The following is a 20168-nucleotide window of genomic DNA, read 5'->3' as shown; positions in this document are numbered from 1 at the left end:
GAGATCGCACGGTTATGACGTGCCAGAACTGTTCTCGCGTGCCGGAGGTGGCCGGGACGGATATTCGGCTCGCCGTTCCGGCTCAGGCTCGCCGAATCGGATGGTTCCGGCGTGCCCAAGCGGTTCTCGCGAGCCGGAGATGGCCGGCGCGCATGTTCGGCTCGCAGTTCCGGCCCGGGCACGCGGAATCGCAGGGTTTCAACGCGCCGGACTGAGTTTTGCGTGCCCGAGGTAGCCGAGACGGACGTTCGGCTCGTGGTTGTAGCTCAGGCTCGCGGAATCGGACATTCTCAGCGTGCCGGAGCGGTTCCCACGTGCCGGAGGTGGCCGGGGTGGCGTCCCGCCGGCCGCGGCCCCGCCCGCCCCTTGCGCTCCGCCGCTCCAGGACTATATTTCCTATAGGATCTTTTATGCGACCAACGCCGGTCGCATCGAGCGCAATGGAGCACTGATGAGCGAGAGCACACCCGCGCGGACCGTCCAGGGGGCGCCGAACCTCCAGGGGGCGCAGTCCTGGGACGGCGTCGACTGGAACCCCGACAGCTGGACCGCCGAGACCTGGCCGATCGCCACCTGCCTGCACGGCATCCCGCCCGTCGGCCGCGACGGCGTCGCCCTGCACGACGCGGCCCCCGAGGTCTGGGACGACATGTTCGCCCAGGTCGAGCAGGTCGGCTTCACCCTCGCCGAGCTGGCCGACAGCCACGTCCGCCCGGCCGACCTCGAGCCCTCGCGCCGCGACGAGTTCCTCAGCATCGCGAAGTCGCACGGCATCGGCATCCCCTCGGTGCACCTGCAGCGCCAGAGCGTGATCATGCCCGGGCACGAGGAGAAGAACCTCGCCTACGCGCACCGCACCATCGACGCGGCCGCCGAGTGGGGCATGCAGGTCTTCTCGACCGGTCTGCACCAGCCGTTCAGCGAGGCGCAGAAGCGCGCGCTCTGGTTCTGGACCGCCGAGGGCCCCAAGGACCCCGACGACCCCGACATCTGGAACGCCGCCGTCAGCCGCATCCGCGAGCTCGGGAAGCACGCCGCCGACGTCGGCCTCCCCCTCGCACTCGAGCTCTACGAGGACACCTACCTCGGCACGGCCGACAGCGCCGTCCGCTTCGTCGAGGAGGTGGGCCTGGACAACGTCGGCCTCAACCCCGACGTCGCGAACCTGATCCGCCTGCACCGCCCGGTCGAGGACTGGCGCGAGCTGTTCGCGAAGACGCTCCCCTACGCCAACTACATGCACGTGAAGAACTACACCCGCGACGAGTCGGCCGACGGCTCCTGGGCCACCTCGGTCCCCTCGACCATGGAGGCCGGTCTCATCAACTACCGCCAGGTCCTGCGCGATGCGATCGAGGGCGGCTTCCGCGGCATCCTCCTCGCCGAGCACTACGGCGGCGACAGCCTCGGCATGTGCTCGACCAACCAGACCTACATCCGCTCGCTGCTGCCCCGCGCGGCCCGGGCCTCGCAGTAAGGAACGACAGACATGAGCGACACCGCAGACACCACCGGCACCACCACCCCGACCGCGCGCACCATCGCCGTCGTCGGCTCCGGCTACATGGGCGGAGGCATGGCCCAGGTCCTCGCGCTCTCCGGCGCCACCGTCGTCATCGCCGACATCTCCGAGGAGATCGCCCGCAGCAACTACGAGCGCCTGCTCACCGAGACCGCGCAGTTCGTCGCCGACGGTCTCTTCCCCGAGGACGCGGTCGAGCGGATCCGGCAGAACCTCTCCCCCGCCGCCTCGATCGAGGAGGCCGTCGCGACCGCCGACTTCATCGAGGAGGCCGTGCCCGAGAAGATCGAGATCAAGCACGAGACCCTCCGCCGGATCAGCGCCGCCGCGCGCCCCGACGCCGTGATCGGCTCGAACACCTCGACCATCCTGATCCGCTCGCTGGCCGAGGCCGTGACGAACCCCGAGCGCTTCCTCGGCGTGCACTTCTCCAACCCGGCGCCGTTCATCCCCGGCGTCGAGCTGATCCCGCACGCCGGCACCGCCGAGAGCGCGATCGCGCTGGCCGAGGAGATCGTCGCGGCGACCGGCAAGGAGACCGCGCGGGTCAAGGACTCCACCGGCTTCGTGCTGAACCGCCTGCAGTACGCGCTCTTCCACGAGGCGACGCAGATCGTCGAGGAGGGCATCGCCACCCCCGAGGACATCGACACGATCGTCCGCACCACCTTCGGCTTCCGCCTCCCCGTCTTCGGCCCGTTCGCGATCGCCGACATGGCCGGCCTCGACGTCTACGCCTTCTGCTACGCCTCGCTGCAGACCCGCTGGCCCGAGCGCTTCGCCACCCCGGAGTCGCTGGCCGCGCTGGTCGACGCCGGCAAGTTCGGCACCAAGTCCGGCGCCGGCTACCTCGACGTGCCCGCCGAGCGGACCGCCGAGCTGATCGCGTACCGCAACCGCGCCTACGTCGCCATCAAGAAGCTGATGGACGAGCTCGGCCCCGCGCCGATCGCCTGACGCGCCGACCGAGAAGGAGCACCCTCATGACCGCATTCCCCGAGTCCCGGACCGTCGTCCTCACCGGCGCCGCGTCCCCGCGCGGCATCGGCCGCTACTCCGCCCACCACCTCGCCGAGCTCGGCTGGAACGTCGGCGTCATCGACCTGCACGCCGAGGCCGCGCAGGAGGTGGCCGCCGAGATCGCCGAGCAGCACGGCGTCCAGGCCGCCGGCGCCGGAGCGAACGTCGCCGACGACGCGCAGGTCCGCGCCGCCTTCGACGCGCTCGAGGCCGCCCTCCCGCCCGTCGTGGCGCTGGTCAACCTGGCCGGGATCGCCTCCCCCGTCTCCTACCTCGAGGTCACTCCCGAGGAGTGGCAGCGGGTCCTCGACGTCAACCTCAACGGCGTGCACTTCAGCACCCGCCGCGCGGTGGAGTCGATGGTCGCCCGCGGCGTCGGCCGCGTCGTCAGCCTCTCCTCCGTCTCCGCGCAGCGCGGCGGCGGCACCTTCAGCAAGACCGCCTACTCCGCGGCCAAGGCCGGCGTCATCGGCTTCACCCGCAGCGTCGCCCGCGAGCTCGGCGGCCAGGGGATCACCGTCAACGCGATCTCCCCCGGCCCGATCGACACCGACATCATGGGCGGCACCCTCACCGAGGAGCGCAAGACGGCCATGGCCGCCGACGGCGTGCTCCCGCGCATCGGCACGCCCCGCGACATCGCCGCGGCGATCGCGTACCTCATCAGCGAGGACGCCGGCTTCGTGACGGGTCAGACCCTGAACGTCGACGGCGGCCTCTACATGCACTGATCCCCCTCGGCACCGATCCCTCGGCACCGATCCCCTCGGCACCGATCCCTCGGCACTGATCCCCTCGGCACCGATCCCTCGGCACTGATCCCTTCAGCACTGGAACGGACGTCCCCATGAACAAGCTCACCGGAACCTGGTCGCTCGGCCGCTGGATCTTCCTCGGCGTCGGCGTGATCCTCGTCGCCGTCGGCATGGCGCAGATCCTGCCCGCCCTCGGCTCCTGACCCTCCCACCCTCACCGCATTCGGCCGACTCAAAGGAGAGCGCCTTGACCACCTCGTCCCCAGCCCTCGGATCCACCCGTGATCCCGCGCTGAAATCCGCCATCTCGAAGGCGTCCCGGCATCTGATGCCGATGCTCGTCATCCTCTACTTCGTCGCGTTCCTCGACCGCACCAACGTCGGCTTCGCCGAGGAGGCGCTCTCGGTCGACCGCGGCATCTCGGACGGCGCGTTCGCGCTCGGCGCCGGCATCTTCTTCATCGGCTACGCGATCTTCGAGATCCCGAGCAATCTGCTGCTCAAGCGCTTCGGCGCCCGGTTCTGGCTGGCCCGCATCGCGGTCACCTGGGGCATCGTCGCCGCGGCGTTCGCCTTCACCACCGGCGACACGATGTTCATCATCCTGCGCTTCCTGCTCGGCGTGACCGAGGCCGGCCTCTTCCCCGGCGTGATCATGTTCCTGTCGGAGTGGTTCCCCAACAAGGTCCGCGTGCAGATGTTCGCGATCTTCTACCTGGCGCAGCCCTTCTCGCAGATGCTCGGCGCCCCGCTCAGCGGCGGCCTGATCAGCGTCGGCAACCAGATCACCCCGTGGGAGGGCTGGCAGGTGATGTTCTTCACCGAGGGCGTGCTCGCGGTGCTCGCCGGCATCGCCGCGCTGAAGTTCCTGACGAACCATCCGCAGAAGGCGAAGTGGCTGACGCAGGGCGAGAAGGACTCCTTGACGGCGGCGATGGAGCGCGAGGACACCGTGCGCCAGGCCGACGGCCCGACCGGCATCTGGAAGGCGATGGCCAGCTGGAAGGTCTGGTACTTCACGATCATCTACTTCTGCCTGCAGATCGCGGTCTACGGCACCACCTTCTACCTCCCGCAGCAGGTCGCGAACCTGATCGGGCAGGACGTCGGCTTCCAGGTCGGCCTCGTCTCGGCCATCCCGTGGCTGGTGGGCCTGTTCGCCTGCTACTACGTGGGCCAGCACGCCAACACGATCCGCCGCCGCCGCTCCTGGGGTGCGATGTTCTACATCTTCACCGGCCTGTCGATCTTCGGCTCGGCCTGGGCGGGCTCGGCCGGCCAGCCGATCCTCGGCCTGCTGTTCATCACCCTCGCGGTGGCGAGCTTCCTCTCCGTCGGACCGATCACCTGGGCCTACCCGACCGCGTTCCTCACCGGAGCGGCGGCCGCGGCCGGCATCGGCCTGATCAACTCGCTCGGCAACCTGGGCGGCTTCGTCGCCCCGCTGATGCGCAACGGCTTCAATGAGGCCGTGCCCACCGAGAGCGGCGTGTGGGGAGTCGTCTCCCTCGGCGTCTTCGCCTTCCTCGCCGCCGCCATGATGTTCTGCACCAAGTTCTTCCGCGGCTCCAAGGCGGATGAGCTGCTCGAGACCACGAGCGTGCAGGCGGGCCACTGACCCGCAGCCACCGTGAAGGGCCTGACCGCACCCGCGGCCGGGCCCTTCGCCGTCCCACCCTCCGGCTGATCGAGCAGCCCGCACAGCGGGACTACAGAGATCCACCGTTCTGCAGGAGGGTCGGTCTCGATACGCCGCTCCGCGGCTACTCGACCAGCATGAGTGGGCTCAGCGCCTGCAGATCGGACAGCCCGGCCGACGGCCGGTCCCCCTGCTGATCGAACAGCCCGCGCATCGCGCGGCCCCTGCCGATCGAACAACCCGCGCAGTGCGCGGTCCATGCTGATCGAGTAGCCCGCATGGCGGGCGTATCGAGATCCCCCCTGCAGAAGCCAGGTCTCGATACGCCGCTCCGCGGCTACTCGACCAGCATGGGTCGCGGCATCCGCGCACACCTCTCGCCCTGACAGCGCACCGTCCGGCCACCTCCGGCACGCGGAACGCACTCCGGCACGCGGGAACCACCCGATTCGGCGAGCCGAGGCCGATTCTGCGAGCCGGAGCTCAGCCCCGGCCACCTCCGGCACGCGGAACGCACTCCGGCACGCGGGAACCGCCGGATTCCGCGAGCCGGGGCCGATTCTGCGAGCCGGAGTTCAGCCCCCGAACGCCGCAGTGTCAGCGGACGGAGTCGCGGCGCGAGCGCTCGCGCACCCGCTCGATGTGCACGCGCATCGCCGCAGCCGCCGCCTCCGGGCCGGCCGCGAACGCGTCCACGATCGCCCGGTGCTCCAGCACGGCGTCATCCGCGTCGCTGACGCCCGTCTGCACGGTCTGGCGCATCCGGTGCACGCGCGTGGAGATCGCCTCGGACATGTCGATCAGGAACGGGTTGTGCGTGCCCTCGAAGATCAGGTGGTGGAAGTTCCAGTCCACCGCGAAGTACTCGCGCAGCAGCGCCACCGGCAGCTCGCCCTCGGTGGAGGCCGCGCGCACGACGGCGGTCATCGCCTCGTGCGCGGCGAGCGCCTCCTGCAGCCGCGGCACCAGCGCCGCCTCGTGCGCCGACGCGAGCGCCGCCGCGCCGCTCTCGAGCACCAGCCGCGCGTCGAAGAGCGCGTCGAGCTGGTCGTCGGCGAGCGGCGGCGCCACCCGGTAGCCCTTGTTGGCCACCCGGGTGACGAGGCCGGTCCGCTCCAGCTGCACGAGCGCCTCGCGCACCGGCGTCGGCGAGACGCCGAGCTCGCGCGCCACCGCGTCGATCGACAGGCGCATGCCCGGCTCGATGTCCGGGCCGAGCAGCACGTCGAGCACGCGCTCGTAGACGTGGTCGCGCAGGCCCCGCCGCTCGATCGACTCCGCACCGGTCAGGCGGAACACGGCGTCGGTCATCACAGCCTCGCGGATCGGTGCGGAAGGGGCCGGCCGGGGCGCCCGATGGAGGGCGCTCGGCACAGCGGTCGGCTCAGCTTACGCAGTCGCTCCCGAGCGCTCGTACGCGACGATCTCCTCCACCTTCGCCGCCGAGGCGCTCGACTCGTCGAAGACGTAGCCGAGCCACTCCCGCACGTTCCGCCGGGCGACCTCGATGCCGACGACGCGCTGCCCCATGCAGAGCACCTGCGCGTCGTTCGAGAGCACGCCCCGCTCCACCGAGAAGGAGTCGTGCGCCGTCACGGCGCGGATCCCCTCGACCTTGTTCGCCGCGATCGCGACGCCCAGGCCGGTGCCGCAGATCAGCAGCGCCCGGTCGGCCTCGCCGCGCGCGACCAGCTCGGCCGCCGCGATCGCGACGCTCGGGTAGTGCGTGTGCGACTCCGCGTCGACACCCACGTCGACGACCGAGACCACCCGGTCGTCGGCCTCGAGATCGCGCTTCAGGATCTCCTTGTAGTCGTAGCCGGCGTCGTCCGATCCGACGACGATCCTCCAGGTGGTGCTCATGCGGTCTCTCCTTCGTGGGTGGACGGTGCGTTCGTGGTCGATGCGGTGCCGGAGGCGGCGCCGAGCTGCGGCGCGATCGCCTCGACGATCAGCGCGAACGAGATCGCGCCGGGGTCGGGCGTGCCGAGCGACTTCTCGCCGTGCGAGCGGGCGCGGCCGAGTCCGGGCATCAGGTCGGAGGTGGCGTCGGCGGCCGAGCGGGCGGCACCCGCGGCAGCGCCCCACGCGTCCGCGAGCGCGTCGCCCGCACCGGCCCGCTCCGCCAGCGTCTCGGCGAACGGCACCAGCGCGTCCACCATCGTCTTGTCGCCGACGCTCGCCTTCCCGTAGCCGCGCACGGCATCGGAGGCGGCGGTCACCCCCGCGCTCACCTCGCGCGCGCTCACGGCGCGGTCGTCGCCGAGCGCCTCGCCGACACTGCGGAGGATGACGCCCCAGAGCGCTCCGGAGGTCCCGCCCGCGCGGTCCGACCAGGCGTCGCCGGCCCGGGTGAGCAGCGTCTGCGCCCCGGCCCCGCGCTCGAGCACGTCGGCGGCCTCCTGCGCGGCCGCCCGCGCCCCGCGCTGCATGCCGATGCCGTGGTCGCCGTCGCCCGCGATCGAGTCGAGACGGCCGAGCTCGTCGGCGTTCGCGTCGACCACGTCGCGGATCGCCGCCAGAGCGTCCGACAGCCGCGCCGCCGCGGCGCGCGACTCCTCCGACGCCTCGCCGACCTCGGCGGCGACCTCCTCGGCCTGCGTCGCGGTCACGGCCACGAGCGCGCCGCCGTCGACCGCCCCGGTGCGGAAGGCCGGGGTATCGCTCGGCGCCGTCCACAGCGTCTCGAGCTCCTCGTCGACCCAGAACAGCGTCAGCGAGACGCCGGCCATGTCGAAGCTGGTGCAGAACTCGCCCACCTGCGGGTCGACGAGGGTGATCCCGCGCGCCTCGAGCAGGTCGGCGATCGTGCTGAAGACGACGAACAGCTCCTCGCTCTTCACCGAGCCGAGCCCGTTCAGCACCGGGACCACCCGGGCGCCGTCGACGCTCACGCCCTCGGGGATCTCGGCGTCGGCGAGCAGGTGCGTCACGAACAGCTCGGCCAGCTCCGCGGCGCTGGGGATGTCGACCTCGTCGATCCCGGGCTCGCCGTGGATGCCCAGCCCGACCGCCATCCGGCCCTCGGGCACCGAGAACAGCGGCTCATCGGCCCCGGGCAGCGTGCAGCCGGTGAAGGCGACGCCGAGCGAGCGGGTGCGCGCGTTGCCGAGCACGGCCACCCGCTCCACGTCGTCGATCGCGTAGCCCGCGGCGGCGGCAGCCCCGGCCACCTTGAAGACGGTGAGGTCGCCGGCGATCCCGCGGCGCTTGTGCGCCTCCTCGGGCTTCGCGCTGAAGATGTCGTCGGTGACGGTGACGGTGCGGCAGTCGATGCCGTCGGCCCGGACTGCGTCCTGCGCGGCGGTGAAGTGCAGCACGTCGCCGGCGTAGTTGCCGTAGCTGAGCAGCACGCCGCGGCCCTGCTCGCTCGCGCGGATCACCGACTCGACCTGGTGCGCCGAGGGCGAGGCGAAGAGGTTGCCCATCGCGGCGCCGTGGGCGAGGCCGGGCCCGACCAGTCCGGCGAAGGCCGGGTAGTGGCCCGAGCCGCCGCCGATGACCACCGCGACCTCGGGCTCCTCGGAGCGGGTCGAGCGGGAGACGCCGCCGACGACCTTGCGGACCCAGCGGCCGTTGGCGCGGACGAAGCCGTCGACCATGTCGTCGGCGAAGTCGGCGGGTTCGTTCCAGAGACGGGTCATGCTCGTCGGCTCCTCATCATCGAGTGCGCCGGCCCTCCGGCCGGACCCGTCGATCCTATAGGATTTTCACCGCTCACTCCAGGCGGCCGGGGCAGGTCAGCTACTGCCGCCCCACCGCCAGCGCCTCCTCCTCGACGTCGAGGAAAGCCAGCGCGCTGCGCACCGCCGGCTCCTGGTAGCGGCCCTCGGCGCGCGCCTTCAGCACCGCCTCGCGCTCGGCCGCGATCATCACGCGCCGCAGCCGGTTGTAGGAGTGGGTCAGCGGCTCCGCGCCCTCCCCCTCCGGCGGGTTCTCCAGCGCGTCCGCGAGGAACACCGCGTTCCGCCGCAGCCGGTCGAGCACCCGCTCCTCGACGCCGTCCTGCGGCTCCTGGTCGAGCCGCGCCAGACCGGCCGACTGCGCCTCGGCCAGCAGCATCTGCTTCTCGACGTGCTCCTGCTGCTCGTTCGGCGCCGGCAGCTTGAGCAGCCGCACCACCCGCGGCAGCGCGAGCCCCTCGACCAGCGTCCCCGCGACCACCACGAACGCCAGGAACTGCAGGAACGCCCGCTGCGGCGTCTCCTCCGGCAGCAGGAACGCCGCCGCAAGCGTGACGACGCCGCGGATCCCGGCCACGGACACCCCGAGCGCCGTCGGCCAGGTCCAGCCGCGCTGCTGCAGCCGCCGCGGTCCGTGCCGGAAGAGGACGGTGGTCAGGCACATCCAGAGCACCCGGCTGCCGATCAGCGCCCCGAGCAGCGCGGCGCTGATGCCGATCCCCTGCCAGACGCCGATGTCGGAGTCGGCGGTCGCCGCGACCACCGAGGACAGGCTCAGCCCGATGAAGAGGAAGACGGCGTTCTCGAGCAGGAACTGGATGGTGCGCCAGTTCAGCGACTCCGCGATCCGCGCCTGCGCCGACTGGATGACCGGCGCCCGGAAGCCGAGGAACAGCCCGGCGACCACCACCGCGAGCACTCCCGAGCCGTGCAGCAGCTGCGCCGGGATGAACGCGACGTACGGCGTCACCAGCGAGAGGCTCGTGTCGAGCACCGAGGAGGACACCTGCTTGCGCACGAAGCCGAGGACGACCGCGATCAGGATGCCGACCCCCGCCCCGACCACGACGGCCAGCACGAAGTCGAGCGCGATCCCGCCGGGCGTCACGGTACTGACGATCGCGAGCAGCGACGCGTTCAGCGCCACCAGCGCGGTCGCGTCGTTGAGCAGGCTCTCGCCCTCGAGCACCGTCAGCATCCGCCGCGGGAGGCGCAGCCGCCCCGCGATCGCGGACACCGCCACCGCGTCGGTCGGCGCCACGATCGCGCCGAAGGCCAGGGCCGCGGCGATCGAGATCGCCGGCACCACCGCCCAGGCGACCGCGCCGACCACCAGCACCGTGAAGACCACGAGCCCGACCGAGAGCAGCAGGATGCTGTCGCCGCGGGCGCGGACGTCGAGCACCGAGGTGCGGATCGCCGCCGCGTAGAGCAGCGGCGGCAGGATCCCGTAGAGGACGACGTCCGGCTCGACCACCACCTCGGGGATCCCGGGGACGAAGGAGGCCAGCGCCCCGACGGCGACCAGCGCCACGGGTGCCGACCAGCCCGCCTTGCCCGAGAGCCCCGTCACCAGCACGGTGACGACCACGAACGAGACGATCCAGATGATGGCGACGACCGGTTCCTCCACGCGGCTCCCTCCCGAGAGCCGAGCCTAGGCCCGAGGGCCGACGCTAGGCACCGGCCTCGTGGATGTCGCGGGCCTTGGTCACGCGCCCCGCGTCGACCGGGTTCATGCCGAGCACGATCTTGCCGCGCGAGTGCCGCTTCTCGAGGTCGTCGAACGCGTCCTGCACGAAGCCGTAGGGGTAGAAGCCGGAGACCAGCACCCGCAGCTTCTGGTCGCGGACCAGCGCGACCAGCTCGCCGAGGATCTCGGTGTCGCGCCGCGCGGTCTCGGCGTCGGGCCAGACGGCGCGCAGCTCGATCTCCTTGCGGTCGTCGCTGGAGTGGAAGCGGGCCGGCTCGATCCCGAGCTCCTCGGCCAGCGCCGCGTTGTCGCCGCCGAAGTTGTCGAGGAAGACGGTCACGCCGTTCGGGGCCGCGGCGCGGATCCGGTCGGCGATGCCGTCGCCGTAGACGATCGGCTTCACGCCGATCTGGCGGAGGTAGTCGAAGTTGCGCTCGCCGCAGGTGCCGAGCACGGTCGCACCGCGCAGCTTGGCCAGCTGGATCTCCATGCTGCCCACGCCGCCCGCCGCCGCCGAGACGACCACGGTGTCGTCCGGCCCGATGTGGGTGGCCTCGATCGCGCGCCAGGCGGTGACCCCCGCGAGGAACAGCGCGCCGCCGACCTCCCAGCTCACCGAGGCGGGCTTGGCGACGAGGTTCTCCCGCGGGACGACGATGTGGGTGGCGTGCGAGCCGACCAGCGCGTGGCCGACGACGTCGCTGCGGAGCTTGAGGTCGCTCACGCCCTCGCCGAGGCCGACGACGATGCCGGAGAAGTCGGTGCCCTGGCGCATCGGGAAGGCCGCGGAGTGGTCGGAGTCGAACATCCCGCGCCGGATGAACGCCTCCATGTGGTTCACGCCGGCGGCGAGGACCTCGACCAGCACCTCGCCCGGACCGGGCTGGGGCCGCGCGATGTCGGCGATCTCGAGCACGTCGACATCGCCGAAGCGGGAGAACTGGACGGCACGGGCGGAGTCGGAGCGCAGACGGGACATGCGCTCATCATCCGCCCCCGGCAGTGCGAGCCCGTGGCCCCCGAAAGGGGACATGCGACTCCGGAGGGGCCGATCGGGCCGTCAGGCGGCGGTGCCGGGGTCCGCAGCGGGATCCGTGCCGGGGCAGTACAGCTGCGTGCGCGGACCGCTGCGGTCGATCACGTGCTCCGACATCAGGCGGCCGCAGAGCGGGCAGGCGCGGCCGGCGGGAGCCTCGGGCTCGGGCTGGTCGTAGGGCCCGAGCGGCGGCGGGCCGAGCCAGGGGAAGAGCCGCGCGTTGAAGCGCTGGTAGAGGGAGCGGGTCGGCTTCGGCATATGCTTAGTGTACTAATGATCAGTGCGCGAGGGGAAAGGGAGGACGAATCCGTGGAAGACGAATCCGTGGAGACCGATCCCGTGGACACCGATCCGCTCGCCCTGCAGAACCAGGTCTGTTTCTCGCTCGCCGTGGCCGCCCGCACCGTCATCGGCCTCTACCGGCCCGTGCTCGAGCCGCTCGGGCTCACCCACCCGCAGTACCTCGTGATGCTCGCGCTCTGGGAGCGCGCCCCCCGCTCGCTCGCCGACCTCGGCGCCGCCCTGCACCTCGAGCCGGCCACCCTCAGCCCGCTGGTGAAGCGCCTGGAGGCCGGCGGCTACGTCACGCGCGCCCGCAGCACCGAGGACGAGCGCCGCCTCGACGTCGCGCTCACCCCGGAGGGAGCCGCCCTGCGCGAGCGGGCACTCCAGGTCCCCCCACAGATCGTCGAGCGCCTCGACCTCCCCCTCGACGAGCTGACCGCCGTCCGCGACACCCTCACCCGCCTGATCGGCGCAGCCACCCACCCCTGACGCTGCGGCGCGAATCGACTCGCCCGAGAAGGCTCGTTCTCGGGATGGAGAACGAGCCTTCTCGGGCAAGTCGGTGCGGCTGCAGTGACCCTGCTCGTCGGAGACCTCCGCTTGCAGAACGAAGGTCTTGACCGAGAAGAGCGGTTCAGGGGTGTGCACACGGCACGCCCCTGAACCGCTCTTCTCGGTTCTCAGGAACTCAGTTCGCGACGCGGAGCGTGATCGCCGAGCTGGTGGTCACGTTGCCGGCCTTGTCCTGCGCCTTGGCCGTCACCTGGTAGGCGGCGTTCGGGTAGGCCGACGAGCTCGCGGTCAGGGCCCACGTCCCGTCCGACTGCTTCACGCCGTTGCCGAGCTTCGTGCCGGACGCGTAGAACGCGACGGCCGTCACTCCGACGTTGTCGCTGGCCGAGGCCACGAGGCGGATCGAGCCGACGACCGTGGTGTTGGTCGCGGGCGAGGTGATGCTCACCGTCGGCTTCTGCGTGTCGGCCGCCGGCGGGGTGGTCGGCGTCGCGGTCGGCGTCGGCGTGGCGGTCGGCTTCGGAGTCGACGTGGGCGTGGCCGTCGGCTTCGGAGTCGAGGTGGGCGTCGCCGTCGGGGTCGCGGTGGGCGTGGCCGTGGCGGTCGGTGTGGCCGTCGGCGTCGGGTTCGGCGTCGGAACCGTGCCGACGGGGATCGTGCTCACCGCGTAGCCGAAGTAGCGGCCGGCGACGGGGCGGGTCGGGTCGCCCTGGAAGGTGCGGCCGCGCTCGGTCGCCGCCTTCGCCTGCGCGATGACCTGGGCGCGGACCTGCGCCGGGCTCTTGCCCGCGCAGGATCCACCGGAGCTCATGCAGTCGAGGACGACGCCGCTGGTGCCGGCGGCCGCCATGCTGGTGCCCGACTGGATGTAGGCGTACGACCCGCCCTTCTTGGTGGTGTACGGGCACATGCCGGGGGCCGCGATGGTGTGCTTCTGGTCGGCGGCCGTGACGGCGAAGTTGCTGTTGGTCGAGACCGCGTCGTCCTTGGTCTGGACGCCGCAGGGCGCCGTGCCGAGTCCGCCGGGCTTGCCGTCGTAGTTGGCCATGTTGGTCACGGCGAGCACCTCGTCGTAGGCGGCCGGGATCCAGCCCGCGAGGTCCTCGGAGGTGTTGCCCGCGGAGCCGACGGAGACGATGCCCTTGGCCTCGAGGTCGCAGATCGCCTGGTGGATCACGTCGCCGTTCGAGCGGCCGCAGTTGCCGTCGTCGGTGCCGTAGGTGGCGAGCGACATGTTGACGACCTTGATGTTGTACTTCGCCGCGTTCGCGGACACCCAGTCGAGGGCGCACATCAGGGTGCCCGTGTTGCCGCGGTTGTTCGCGTCGAGCGCGCGGACCGAGTAGATCGGAGCGCCGGGTGCGACGCCGACCGAGCCGGAGCCGTTGTCCAGCGCCGCCATGTAGCCGGAGACGCCGGTGCCGTGGCCGTTGGCGTCGGCGGCGGTGCCCGAGCCGAAGCAGTTGATCTGCTCCTTCAGGTTGTAGTCGGGGTGCGAGCTGACGCCGGAGTCGATGACCGCGACGGCCGGACCGCTGTAGTTCGTCACTCCGTCGCCGGCGCGCACCGGGGCCTTGTCGGCCTCCGCGGTGAGCACGTGCGAGGGGGTCGTCTGCGCCTGGCCGTCGACGACCTGGTCGGCGGGGGTGATGCCGAGGACGCGCGAGTCGGCCTCGAGGACCGCCTTCTGGCGCTCGGTGAGCGGGGCGGTGAAGCCCGCGACGCCGCCCTCGAACTGCACGTCGTCGGCGACGCCGAGCGCGCGGACGACCTGCTCCGAGATCGAGCTCGAGTCGACCGACACGAGGTACTGGCCGGTCGTGGCGGCCTGGGCGGGGGCGGAGCCGGCGAGGGCGATGCCGGCGGTCACGGCGAGCGCGGTGGCCAGGCCGGCTGCGCGCCAGAGGCGCGAGCGGGCCGGCGGCGCGGCGGTGCGGGAAGTGGACACGGGTTCCGTCGATTCTGTCGGCGTCTCGGCCGACCTGTCGTGGTGCGGGCGGGTCGACGCAGGCACTCCGAGCGAGCGCCCGCGCCGCTGCAGCGGGGCTCGGGTCAGAGGCCGGGAGGCGGCGGAACGGTGCAGGCCTCTCCGAGCGTCGACGGGTGGAACCCGTCGGCTCCCCCCATCGGAGTGACCTGTCTTCGACTTCAACAGACTTCAGGTGATTTCACAGCGTCGAGGGTGACCCCAGTTCGAGGGTGATTTGACCCCCTGTCCCACAGATGGGGACCTCGGTGGAACCGCTTGCCCGACAGCTGCGGAAATGCCCGGTCACAGCGCGGGTTCAGCGCTCTCGCGGCGGGCGTCCCGGCGGCTTGACTGCCCTCGGCCACGGAGTAGTGTCGTCGCTCGTGACACACGAGGGCCCCCCTTCGGGCGCGAAGGCGTCCCCCACCGGTGCGGACGACACCGACGCCAACGAGCTCCGCACCGCGAAGCACTTCTTCATCGGCGAACCGCTCTCCAGCGACAAGCTCGAGGGCCAGCTCCTGCAGAAGCGGCTCGCCCTCCCGATCTTCGCGAGCGACCCGCTCTCCTCCGTGGCCTACGCGCCGCAGGAGCTGCTGATGATCCTGCTGCTCGGCGGCCTCTCCTTCCTCACCTTCGCGCCCTGGGTCGCCGGCTGCGTCGTGGTGCTGCTGGTCGTCGTCGTCCTCAGCTACCGGCAGCTGATCAAGGCCTACCCCTCGGGCGGCGGCGACTACGAGGTCGCCCGCACCAACCTCGGCGAGACGGCCGGGCTGACGGTCGCCGCGGCCCTCCTGGTCGACTACGTGCTCACCGTCGCGGTCTCGGTCGCCTCCGGCGTCGACAACATCATCTCCGCGATCCCCGCGCTGGCCCCGCTCCGGGTCGAGCTCGCGATCCTCTTCGTGATCCTCCTGGCCGCCGTGAACCTCCGCGGCGTCTCGGAGTCGAGCAAGGCCTTCGCCGTCCCCACCTACCTCTTCGTCGCGAGCGTCTTCGTGATGGTCGTCGTCGGCCTCGGCCGCGCGGCCTTCGGCGACGCCCCGATCGCGGAGTCGGCCGGCTACACGGTGCAGGGCGAGCAGCTCACCCAGGCCGCGATCGTCCTGCTGCTGCTGCGCTCCTTCGCCAGCGGCTGCGCCGCGCTCACCGGCGTCGAGGCGATCTCGAACGGCGTGCCCGCCTTCCGCGTCCCCAAGGTCAAGAACGCGCAGCGCACCCTCGTCGCGATGGGCACGATCGCGATCGTCCTCTTCGTCGGCCTCACCGCCCTCGCGCTGCTCTCGAACGTGCACTACGCCGAGAACGCCTGCCACCTCGTCGGCTTCACCGACTGCGCGACGACGCCGCAGCGCTCCGTGATCGCGCAGGTCGCCGCCGCCACCTTCGGCAACAACACGATCCTCTTCTTCGTGATCCAGGCCGCGACCGCCGCCGTCCTGCTGCTCGCGGCCAACACGGCGTTCAACGGCTTCCCGCTGCTGGGCTCGGTCCTCGCCCGCGACGGCTACGCGCCGAAGTCGCTGAACACCCGCGGCGACCGCCTCATCTACTCCAACGGCGTCATCATCCTGGCGCTCGTCGCGGCGATCATCCTGCTCGTCTACCAGGCCTCGCTGACCAGCCTGGTGCAGCTCTACATCATCGGCGTCTTCGTCTCCTTCACCCTCGGGCAGTCCGGCATGGTGAAGCACTGGATCCGGATGATCAGGAATGGCGAGGGCTCGCGCACCGTCAAGACCAGCCTCGCGATCAACCTCTTCGGCGCCACGCTCACCTTCGCGGTGCTCGTCGTCGTCACGATCACGAAGTTCACCCACGGCGCCTGGCTCGTCTACCTGGTGATGCCGATCCTCGGCGTGCTGATGGCGGGCGTCTACCGCTACTACCGCGATGTGGAGAAGGAGATCGAGGTCGACCCGACCACGACCTTCGGCGCCAACGGCGACCACGCCGTCGTCCTCGTCGGCCGGATGAACAAGCCGACGCTCAAGGCCCTCGACTACGCCATCGCCGCGCGGCACGAGTCGCTGGAGGCGGTGCACTCGTCGATCGACGACGCGCAGACCGCGCAGCTCAAGGCCGACTGGGCGCGGATGGACATCGAGGTCCCGCTGCGCTGCATCGCGTCGCCGTACCGCGACATCTCGTACCCGCTGATCAAGTACATCAAGGCGCACCGCCTCGAGCACGGCTCCGAGATCATCACCGTCTACATGCCGCAGTACATCGTCGGGCACTGGTGGGAGGGCTTCCTCCACAACCACAAGTCGCGCCGCATCCGCCAGAAGCTGCTGCTCGTGCACGGCGTCACCGTCGCGCTGGTGCCGTGGCTGCTCGACTCCTCCGAGCTGATCTACGGCCGCCGCTCGCGCCCGATCCCCGGCCAGTCCCGCCGCGGCGAGCCCGTGCGCCCCGTCACCCGCCGGCCCATCCCGCCCGCCTCCGTCCTGCCCAAGGGAGCGGCCGGCGAGGGCGCTCCCCGCAGCGGCTCGCGCACCGCCGCGGCCACCCGCCCGAAGAAGCCCGCCGGCAAGGGCGGCGGCAAGCGCCGCTAGCCCGCCGCCTGCCTGCGACCGCGGGGCGGACGCGAGCCACGGCTCGCGGCTGGTCCTTCGACCGCCGCCTCATGCTGATCGAGTAGCCCGCGCAGCGGGCGTATCGAGATCCACCACCGTCGGAACGCGAGTCTGCAGACCCACCCTGCTGGTGATGGTGGGTCTCGATACGCCCCTGGCGGGGCTACTCGACCAGCATGTGCCGGGCGCGGGCGCGTTGAAGCGGCGTGATCGTTCAAGACCGCATCCGCAGACAGGTAGAGGGCCCGCGGCGACTCGCCGCGGGCCCTCGATTTCCCCTTGTGCCTTCCCCCGAAGGCGGCCCGCCCCAACGGGCCGTCATCGACGCTATCGGCGGGCTATGCACCCGCGCATCCTCCTCACGACGGATCCGCGTCAGCCCCCTGGCGTGGTGCGACGCCGAGCGCGAGGTGCCAGAGCACGGCCACCGCGAGCAGGGCGGCGGTCGTCCAGACGACCATGAGGACGGCCGCGTCGACGACGTAGGAGCGGTACGCCTCCTCGAACGGGTCGAGCCCCGAGCCCGAGAGCACCACGCCCGCCGGGACGACCGCGGCGGCGAGGACGGCCGTCCACGCCGCGACCCGCGCCGGGCCGCGGTGGTCGACGGCGACGTGGTGCGGCCGGCGGGCGACGTACCAGACGAGAGCGCCGATCCCGAGACCGACCAGCCCGAGCACCCCGCTGGCGTATTGCGCCCACTTGTAGCCCGCGAACGGCCCGAGCTCCTCGCGGAGGAACGGCAGGGCCGCGACGAATGGACCGCCGTCGTGGGTGAAGGCGTCCCAGAGCACGTGCGACGCCGCGCCGATCACGATCCCGACCATCGCCAGGACGATCGCCGCCGTCCTCGCCCGCGCGGTGCTCGGCGGTGCCGGCGGCGGTCGCAGGCGCACCCGGACGATCCACGGCGCGAGGTCGCGCCAGGCGGGCTGGAGCAGCACCAGCCAGAGCACGAGGCCGACGGCGCCGACCGCGAGGTCGACCGTCACGACCCCGAGCATCGAGTGCGTCGCATCGCGGGCCCAGCGCACGGGCAGGTAGAGGCCGATGTCCGGGGCCATCGCGCCGATCGCGACCGCCGCGGCGGGGATGCGGCTGTTCGTGAACGCCAGAGCGACGACGGCGTGGCTCGGCGTGAACGGCATAGTGCACGGTATCCCGTGCACCCCTCCCTCCGGCGGCCCCGGACGCCGCCCGCACGGCCCCCGCCCGGGGAGCTCGGAGCGCCGCGACCGTAGAATCGTCCGGACGTCCGGCCCTCCGGGCTGGTCGAGGCGACGGATCGGAGCGGGTGTGCGGAAGGCGTTCGCGATCCTCCGTCTCGCGCTCGCGGGGCTGGGGGCCGTCGGGCTCGTCGGCGACTTCCTCTACACCCTCGGCTTCCGGCTGTTCCAGATCGACAACTTCTTCGCGTACTTCACCACGCAGTCGAACATGGCCGGCGTCGTCGTCCTCGGTCTCTCCGGCATCGTCGCCCTCGCCCGCGAGCGCGAGCCGCGCTGGCTCAGCACCCTGCGCGCGCTGGTCCTGACCTACATGGTCGTCTCCGGCATCGTCTTCGGGCTGATCGCGGTGGAGGCGAACAACCGCGGCGTCCGCGTCGACGTGCCGTGGTCGAGCGCGCTGCTGCACTTCGTCATCCCGACGCTCGCGCTGCTCGACTGGCTCCTCGCCCCCGGCCGCCGCCCCGTCGCCTGGCGCGGCACCCTCACCGTGCTCGGCTTCCCGATCGTCTGGGGCGTGATCACGCTGGTGCGCGGCGCGCTGATCGGCTGGTACCCCTACTTCTTCCTCGACCCCGCGCAGGTCGACGGCCCGGTGATGTTCGTGGTCTACGACGTGATCGTGCTCGGCCTGATCTCGGGCATCGCGGCCTTCATGCTGGCGCTCAGCCGGGTCCGGCCGCTCGGTGCGGCGCGCGCGACGGAGTGGCGCGGCCCGCTCGCCCGGCTGCGGGAGCGGCTCAGCCGGCGGCGACGGCGAACGGCGTGAGCGCCGACTGCGCGACCGCGAGCAGCTCGTCGTCGCTGAGCGACTGCAGCGACAGGGCCTGATCGGCGCCGACGAGCCCGACGAGCACCGCCTCGCCGGTGGACGGCTCGAGGTTCAGCCACTCCGTGATCCCGGCCGCGGAGCCCACCAGCGACCAGCGCGCGGGCAGGGCCGGATCGGTGTCCCAGAACGGCTCGTCGAAGCGGAGCCAGAGCGTCTCGACGACCCCGGAGCCGATCGCCGCGATCGCGGTGCGGTGCGCGAACGGCAGCGGCGGATCGAACGCGATCGCGTCGCTCTGCAGCACCCCGATCGGCACCGTGACGAGGACGCGGTCGGCCGTGAACGACTCCCCCGTCGCGAGCCGGATGCTCGCGCCGGTGTCGCTGTAGCCGATGCCGCTGACGGCCGCGCGCAGCGAGATCTCGACGTCGGTCAGCAGCGTCTCGACGAGGGGCGCCAGGCCGTCGGTGAGGACCGCGGAGGCCTCGTCGGAGGAGTCGGCGACGTCCTCCGCGGTGCTGGCGGCCGAGGCGTCGCCCAGCCCGTACCAGGCGGAGAGCTCGGCGGGTGCGGCGCCCGTGCGCAGCACCGGGCCGCCCGCGAGGAACGCGGCGAGGCGGGCGGCGTCGCCGTCCCCGCTGCCGGGCTCGACGGCCGCCGGGTCGGGAGCGCCGGAACCGGCGAAGGCGTCGGCGAGCGGCAGGTCGGTGGGCTGCTCCGCCGCCCACTCGAGCGCACGGGTGAGCGCCTTCGCGGCGGTGTCGCCGACGTCGGGCCGGTCGCCGTCGTCGGTGCTCGAGAGGACGGTCGCGAGGTCGACGGCGGAGGTGGTGATCCCGGCGTCGAGGACGCTCTCGCGCAGCGCGGGGCCGGCGCCGACGAGCGCCCAAGCGCCGCTGTCGACGGCGATCGGCCAGCCGTCGGGGGTGCTGGTGGCGATGCGGCCGCCGACGCGGTCGCGCGCCTCGACCAGCGCGACGTCGTAGCCGGCGTCGAGCAGGCGGCGGGCGGCGACGGCCCCTGCGAGACCGGCGCCGATGATCGCGATCCGCTCGCCCTCCTCGGCGATCGCGGCGATCTCGCCGGCCGCGCGGACCCCGGAGTTCCAGGCGCCCTGCAGGGTGCCCGGCTCCTGGGAGTCGGTGGCCTCGCCGGCGAAGAACAGGCGGTCGAGCACGTTCCCTGCCAGGTCGTCGCGGTGCTCGGGGGTCGCCCCGACCGCGAGGTAGGAGACGGCGCCGAGCGCGTAGGGATCGTCGGCCCAGCCCGAGCGGACGAAGGCGGCCGGCGTCGGCACGGCGGTGGTGCTGGGCGTGGGCACCGGCGCCTCGGTGACGGAGCGAGTGGGGGTCGGCCGCGGCGGAGTGCAGCCCGCGAGGACCAGGAGACCGGCGCCCGAGGCGGCTCCCGACAGGAAGAGGCGGCGTCCGATCGTCATCCCCGTCATCCTACGTTCTCGCCGCCCGGCGGGAGCCG

16 protein-coding genes are annotated in these 20168 nt (G+C 72.1%); 7 read left to right on the top strand and 9 right to left on the bottom strand.

The window, feature by feature from the left end:
- Positions 1 to 451: 451 nt before the first annotated feature.
- The 4 genes from EDF36_RS07430 (at position 452) to EDF36_RS07415 (ending at position 4915) form a co-directional block, all read left to right on the top strand.
- Entirely contained in the window at positions 452 to 1477 is a 1026-nt protein-coding gene (locus EDF36_RS07430; protein ID WP_123732512.1) for a sugar phosphate isomerase/epimerase, read from the top strand.
- Positions 1478 to 1489: 12 nt separating this feature from the next.
- Positions 1490 to 2479, top strand: coding sequence for a 3-hydroxyacyl-CoA dehydrogenase family protein (locus EDF36_RS07425; RefSeq protein WP_123732511.1), 990 nt, complete (start codon positions 1490 to 1492; stop codon positions 2477 to 2479).
- Positions 2480 to 2505: 26 nt separating this feature from the next.
- Positions 2506 to 3273 carry an SDR family NAD(P)-dependent oxidoreductase gene (locus EDF36_RS07420; RefSeq protein WP_123706334.1) on the top strand — a complete coding sequence of 256 codons (768 nt, stop codon included), beginning with the start codon at positions 2506 to 2508 and terminating at the stop codon, positions 3271 to 3273.
- Positions 3274 to 3544: 271 nt separating this feature from the next.
- Entirely contained in the window at positions 3545 to 4915 is a 1371-nt protein-coding gene (locus tag EDF36_RS07415; protein WP_243600689.1) for an MFS transporter, read from the top strand.
- 618 nt (positions 4916 to 5533) lie between these two features.
- On the opposite strand, the gene EDF36_RS07410 is transcribed toward EDF36_RS07415, so the two are convergent.
- The 6 genes from EDF36_RS07410 to EDF36_RS07385 form a co-directional block, all read right to left on the bottom strand.
- Positions 5534 to 6247 (bottom strand): GntR family transcriptional regulator, encoded by a 714-nt coding sequence (locus EDF36_RS07410; RefSeq protein WP_123448089.1) that lies wholly within the window; start codon positions 6245 to 6247, stop codon positions 5534 to 5536.
- A gap of 78 nt (positions 6248 to 6325) precedes the next feature.
- Positions 6326 to 6799, bottom strand: a complete 474-nt coding sequence (locus tag EDF36_RS07405; RefSeq protein WP_123732509.1) for a ribose-5-phosphate isomerase — start codon at positions 6797 to 6799, stop codon at positions 6326 to 6328.
- Positions 6796 to 8580 (bottom strand): dihydroxyacetone kinase family protein, encoded by a 1785-nt coding sequence (locus tag EDF36_RS07400; RefSeq protein ID WP_123732508.1) that lies wholly within the window; start codon positions 8578 to 8580, stop codon positions 6796 to 6798. Before EDF36_RS07400 ends, EDF36_RS07405 begins: the two co-directional genes overlap by 4 nt.
- Before the next feature lie 100 nt (positions 8581 to 8680).
- Positions 8681 to 10252, bottom strand: coding sequence for a sodium:proton antiporter (locus EDF36_RS07395; RefSeq protein ID WP_123732507.1), 1572 nt, complete (start codon positions 10250 to 10252; stop codon positions 8681 to 8683).
- Positions 10253 to 10295: 43 nt separating this feature from the next.
- Complete coding sequence (locus EDF36_RS07390; protein ID WP_123732506.1) at positions 10296 to 11291, bottom strand: NADP-dependent oxidoreductase; 996 nt, start codon at positions 11289 to 11291, stop codon at positions 10296 to 10298.
- 81 nt (positions 11292 to 11372) lie between these two features.
- Positions 11373 to 11606, bottom strand: a complete 234-nt coding sequence (locus EDF36_RS07385; RefSeq protein WP_123732505.1) for a hypothetical protein — start codon at positions 11604 to 11606, stop codon at positions 11373 to 11375.
- A gap of 81 nt (positions 11607 to 11687) precedes the next feature.
- Here EDF36_RS07385 and EDF36_RS07380 point away from each other — a divergent pair, with 81 nt between their 5' ends.
- On the top strand, positions 11688 to 12122 hold the full coding sequence (locus tag EDF36_RS07380; RefSeq protein WP_123732856.1) for a MarR family transcriptional regulator: 435 nt from the start codon (positions 11688 to 11690) through the stop codon (positions 12120 to 12122).
- A 199-nt stretch (positions 12123 to 12321) separates the two neighbouring features.
- Here the strand turns inward: EDF36_RS07380 and EDF36_RS07375 are convergent, their stop codons facing one another.
- Positions 12322 to 14094, bottom strand: a complete 1773-nt coding sequence (locus EDF36_RS07375; protein WP_123732504.1) for an Ig-like domain-containing protein — start codon at positions 14092 to 14094, stop codon at positions 12322 to 12324.
- 500 nt (positions 14095 to 14594) lie between these two features.
- Here EDF36_RS07375 and EDF36_RS07370 point away from each other — a divergent pair, with 500 nt between their 5' ends.
- Complete coding sequence (locus EDF36_RS07370) at positions 14595 to 16673, top strand: APC family permease (protein ID WP_260300655.1); 2079 nt, start codon at positions 14595 to 14597, stop codon at positions 16671 to 16673.
- Positions 16674 to 17053: 380 nt separating this feature from the next.
- Here the strand turns inward: EDF36_RS07370 and EDF36_RS07365 are convergent, their stop codons facing one another.
- Positions 17054 to 17842, bottom strand: a complete 789-nt coding sequence (locus tag EDF36_RS07365) for a DUF4184 family protein (RefSeq protein ID WP_123706325.1) — start codon at positions 17840 to 17842, stop codon at positions 17054 to 17056.
- 148 nt (positions 17843 to 17990) lie between these two features.
- Between EDF36_RS07365 and EDF36_RS07360 the strand changes: the two genes are divergently transcribed.
- Positions 17991 to 18689 carry a Pr6Pr family membrane protein gene (locus tag EDF36_RS07360; protein ID WP_123732502.1) on the top strand — a complete coding sequence of 233 codons (699 nt, stop codon included), beginning with the start codon at positions 17991 to 17993 and terminating at the stop codon, positions 18687 to 18689.
- Here the strand turns inward: EDF36_RS07360 and EDF36_RS07355 are convergent.
- Complete coding sequence (locus EDF36_RS07355; RefSeq protein ID WP_123732501.1) at positions 18661 to 20130, bottom strand: NAD(P)/FAD-dependent oxidoreductase; 1470 nt, start codon at positions 20128 to 20130, stop codon at positions 18661 to 18663. The genes EDF36_RS07360 and EDF36_RS07355 overlap by 29 nt on opposite strands.
- Positions 20131 to 20168 lie beyond the last annotated feature (38 nt).

It is taken from the genome of Rathayibacter sp. PhB152 (assembly GCF_003751395.1).
GTDB classification, from domain to species: domain Bacteria; phylum Actinomycetota; class Actinomycetes; order Actinomycetales; family Microbacteriaceae; genus Rathayibacter; species Rathayibacter festucae.
This window is presented reverse-complemented; position numbering and strand designations above follow the sequence as displayed.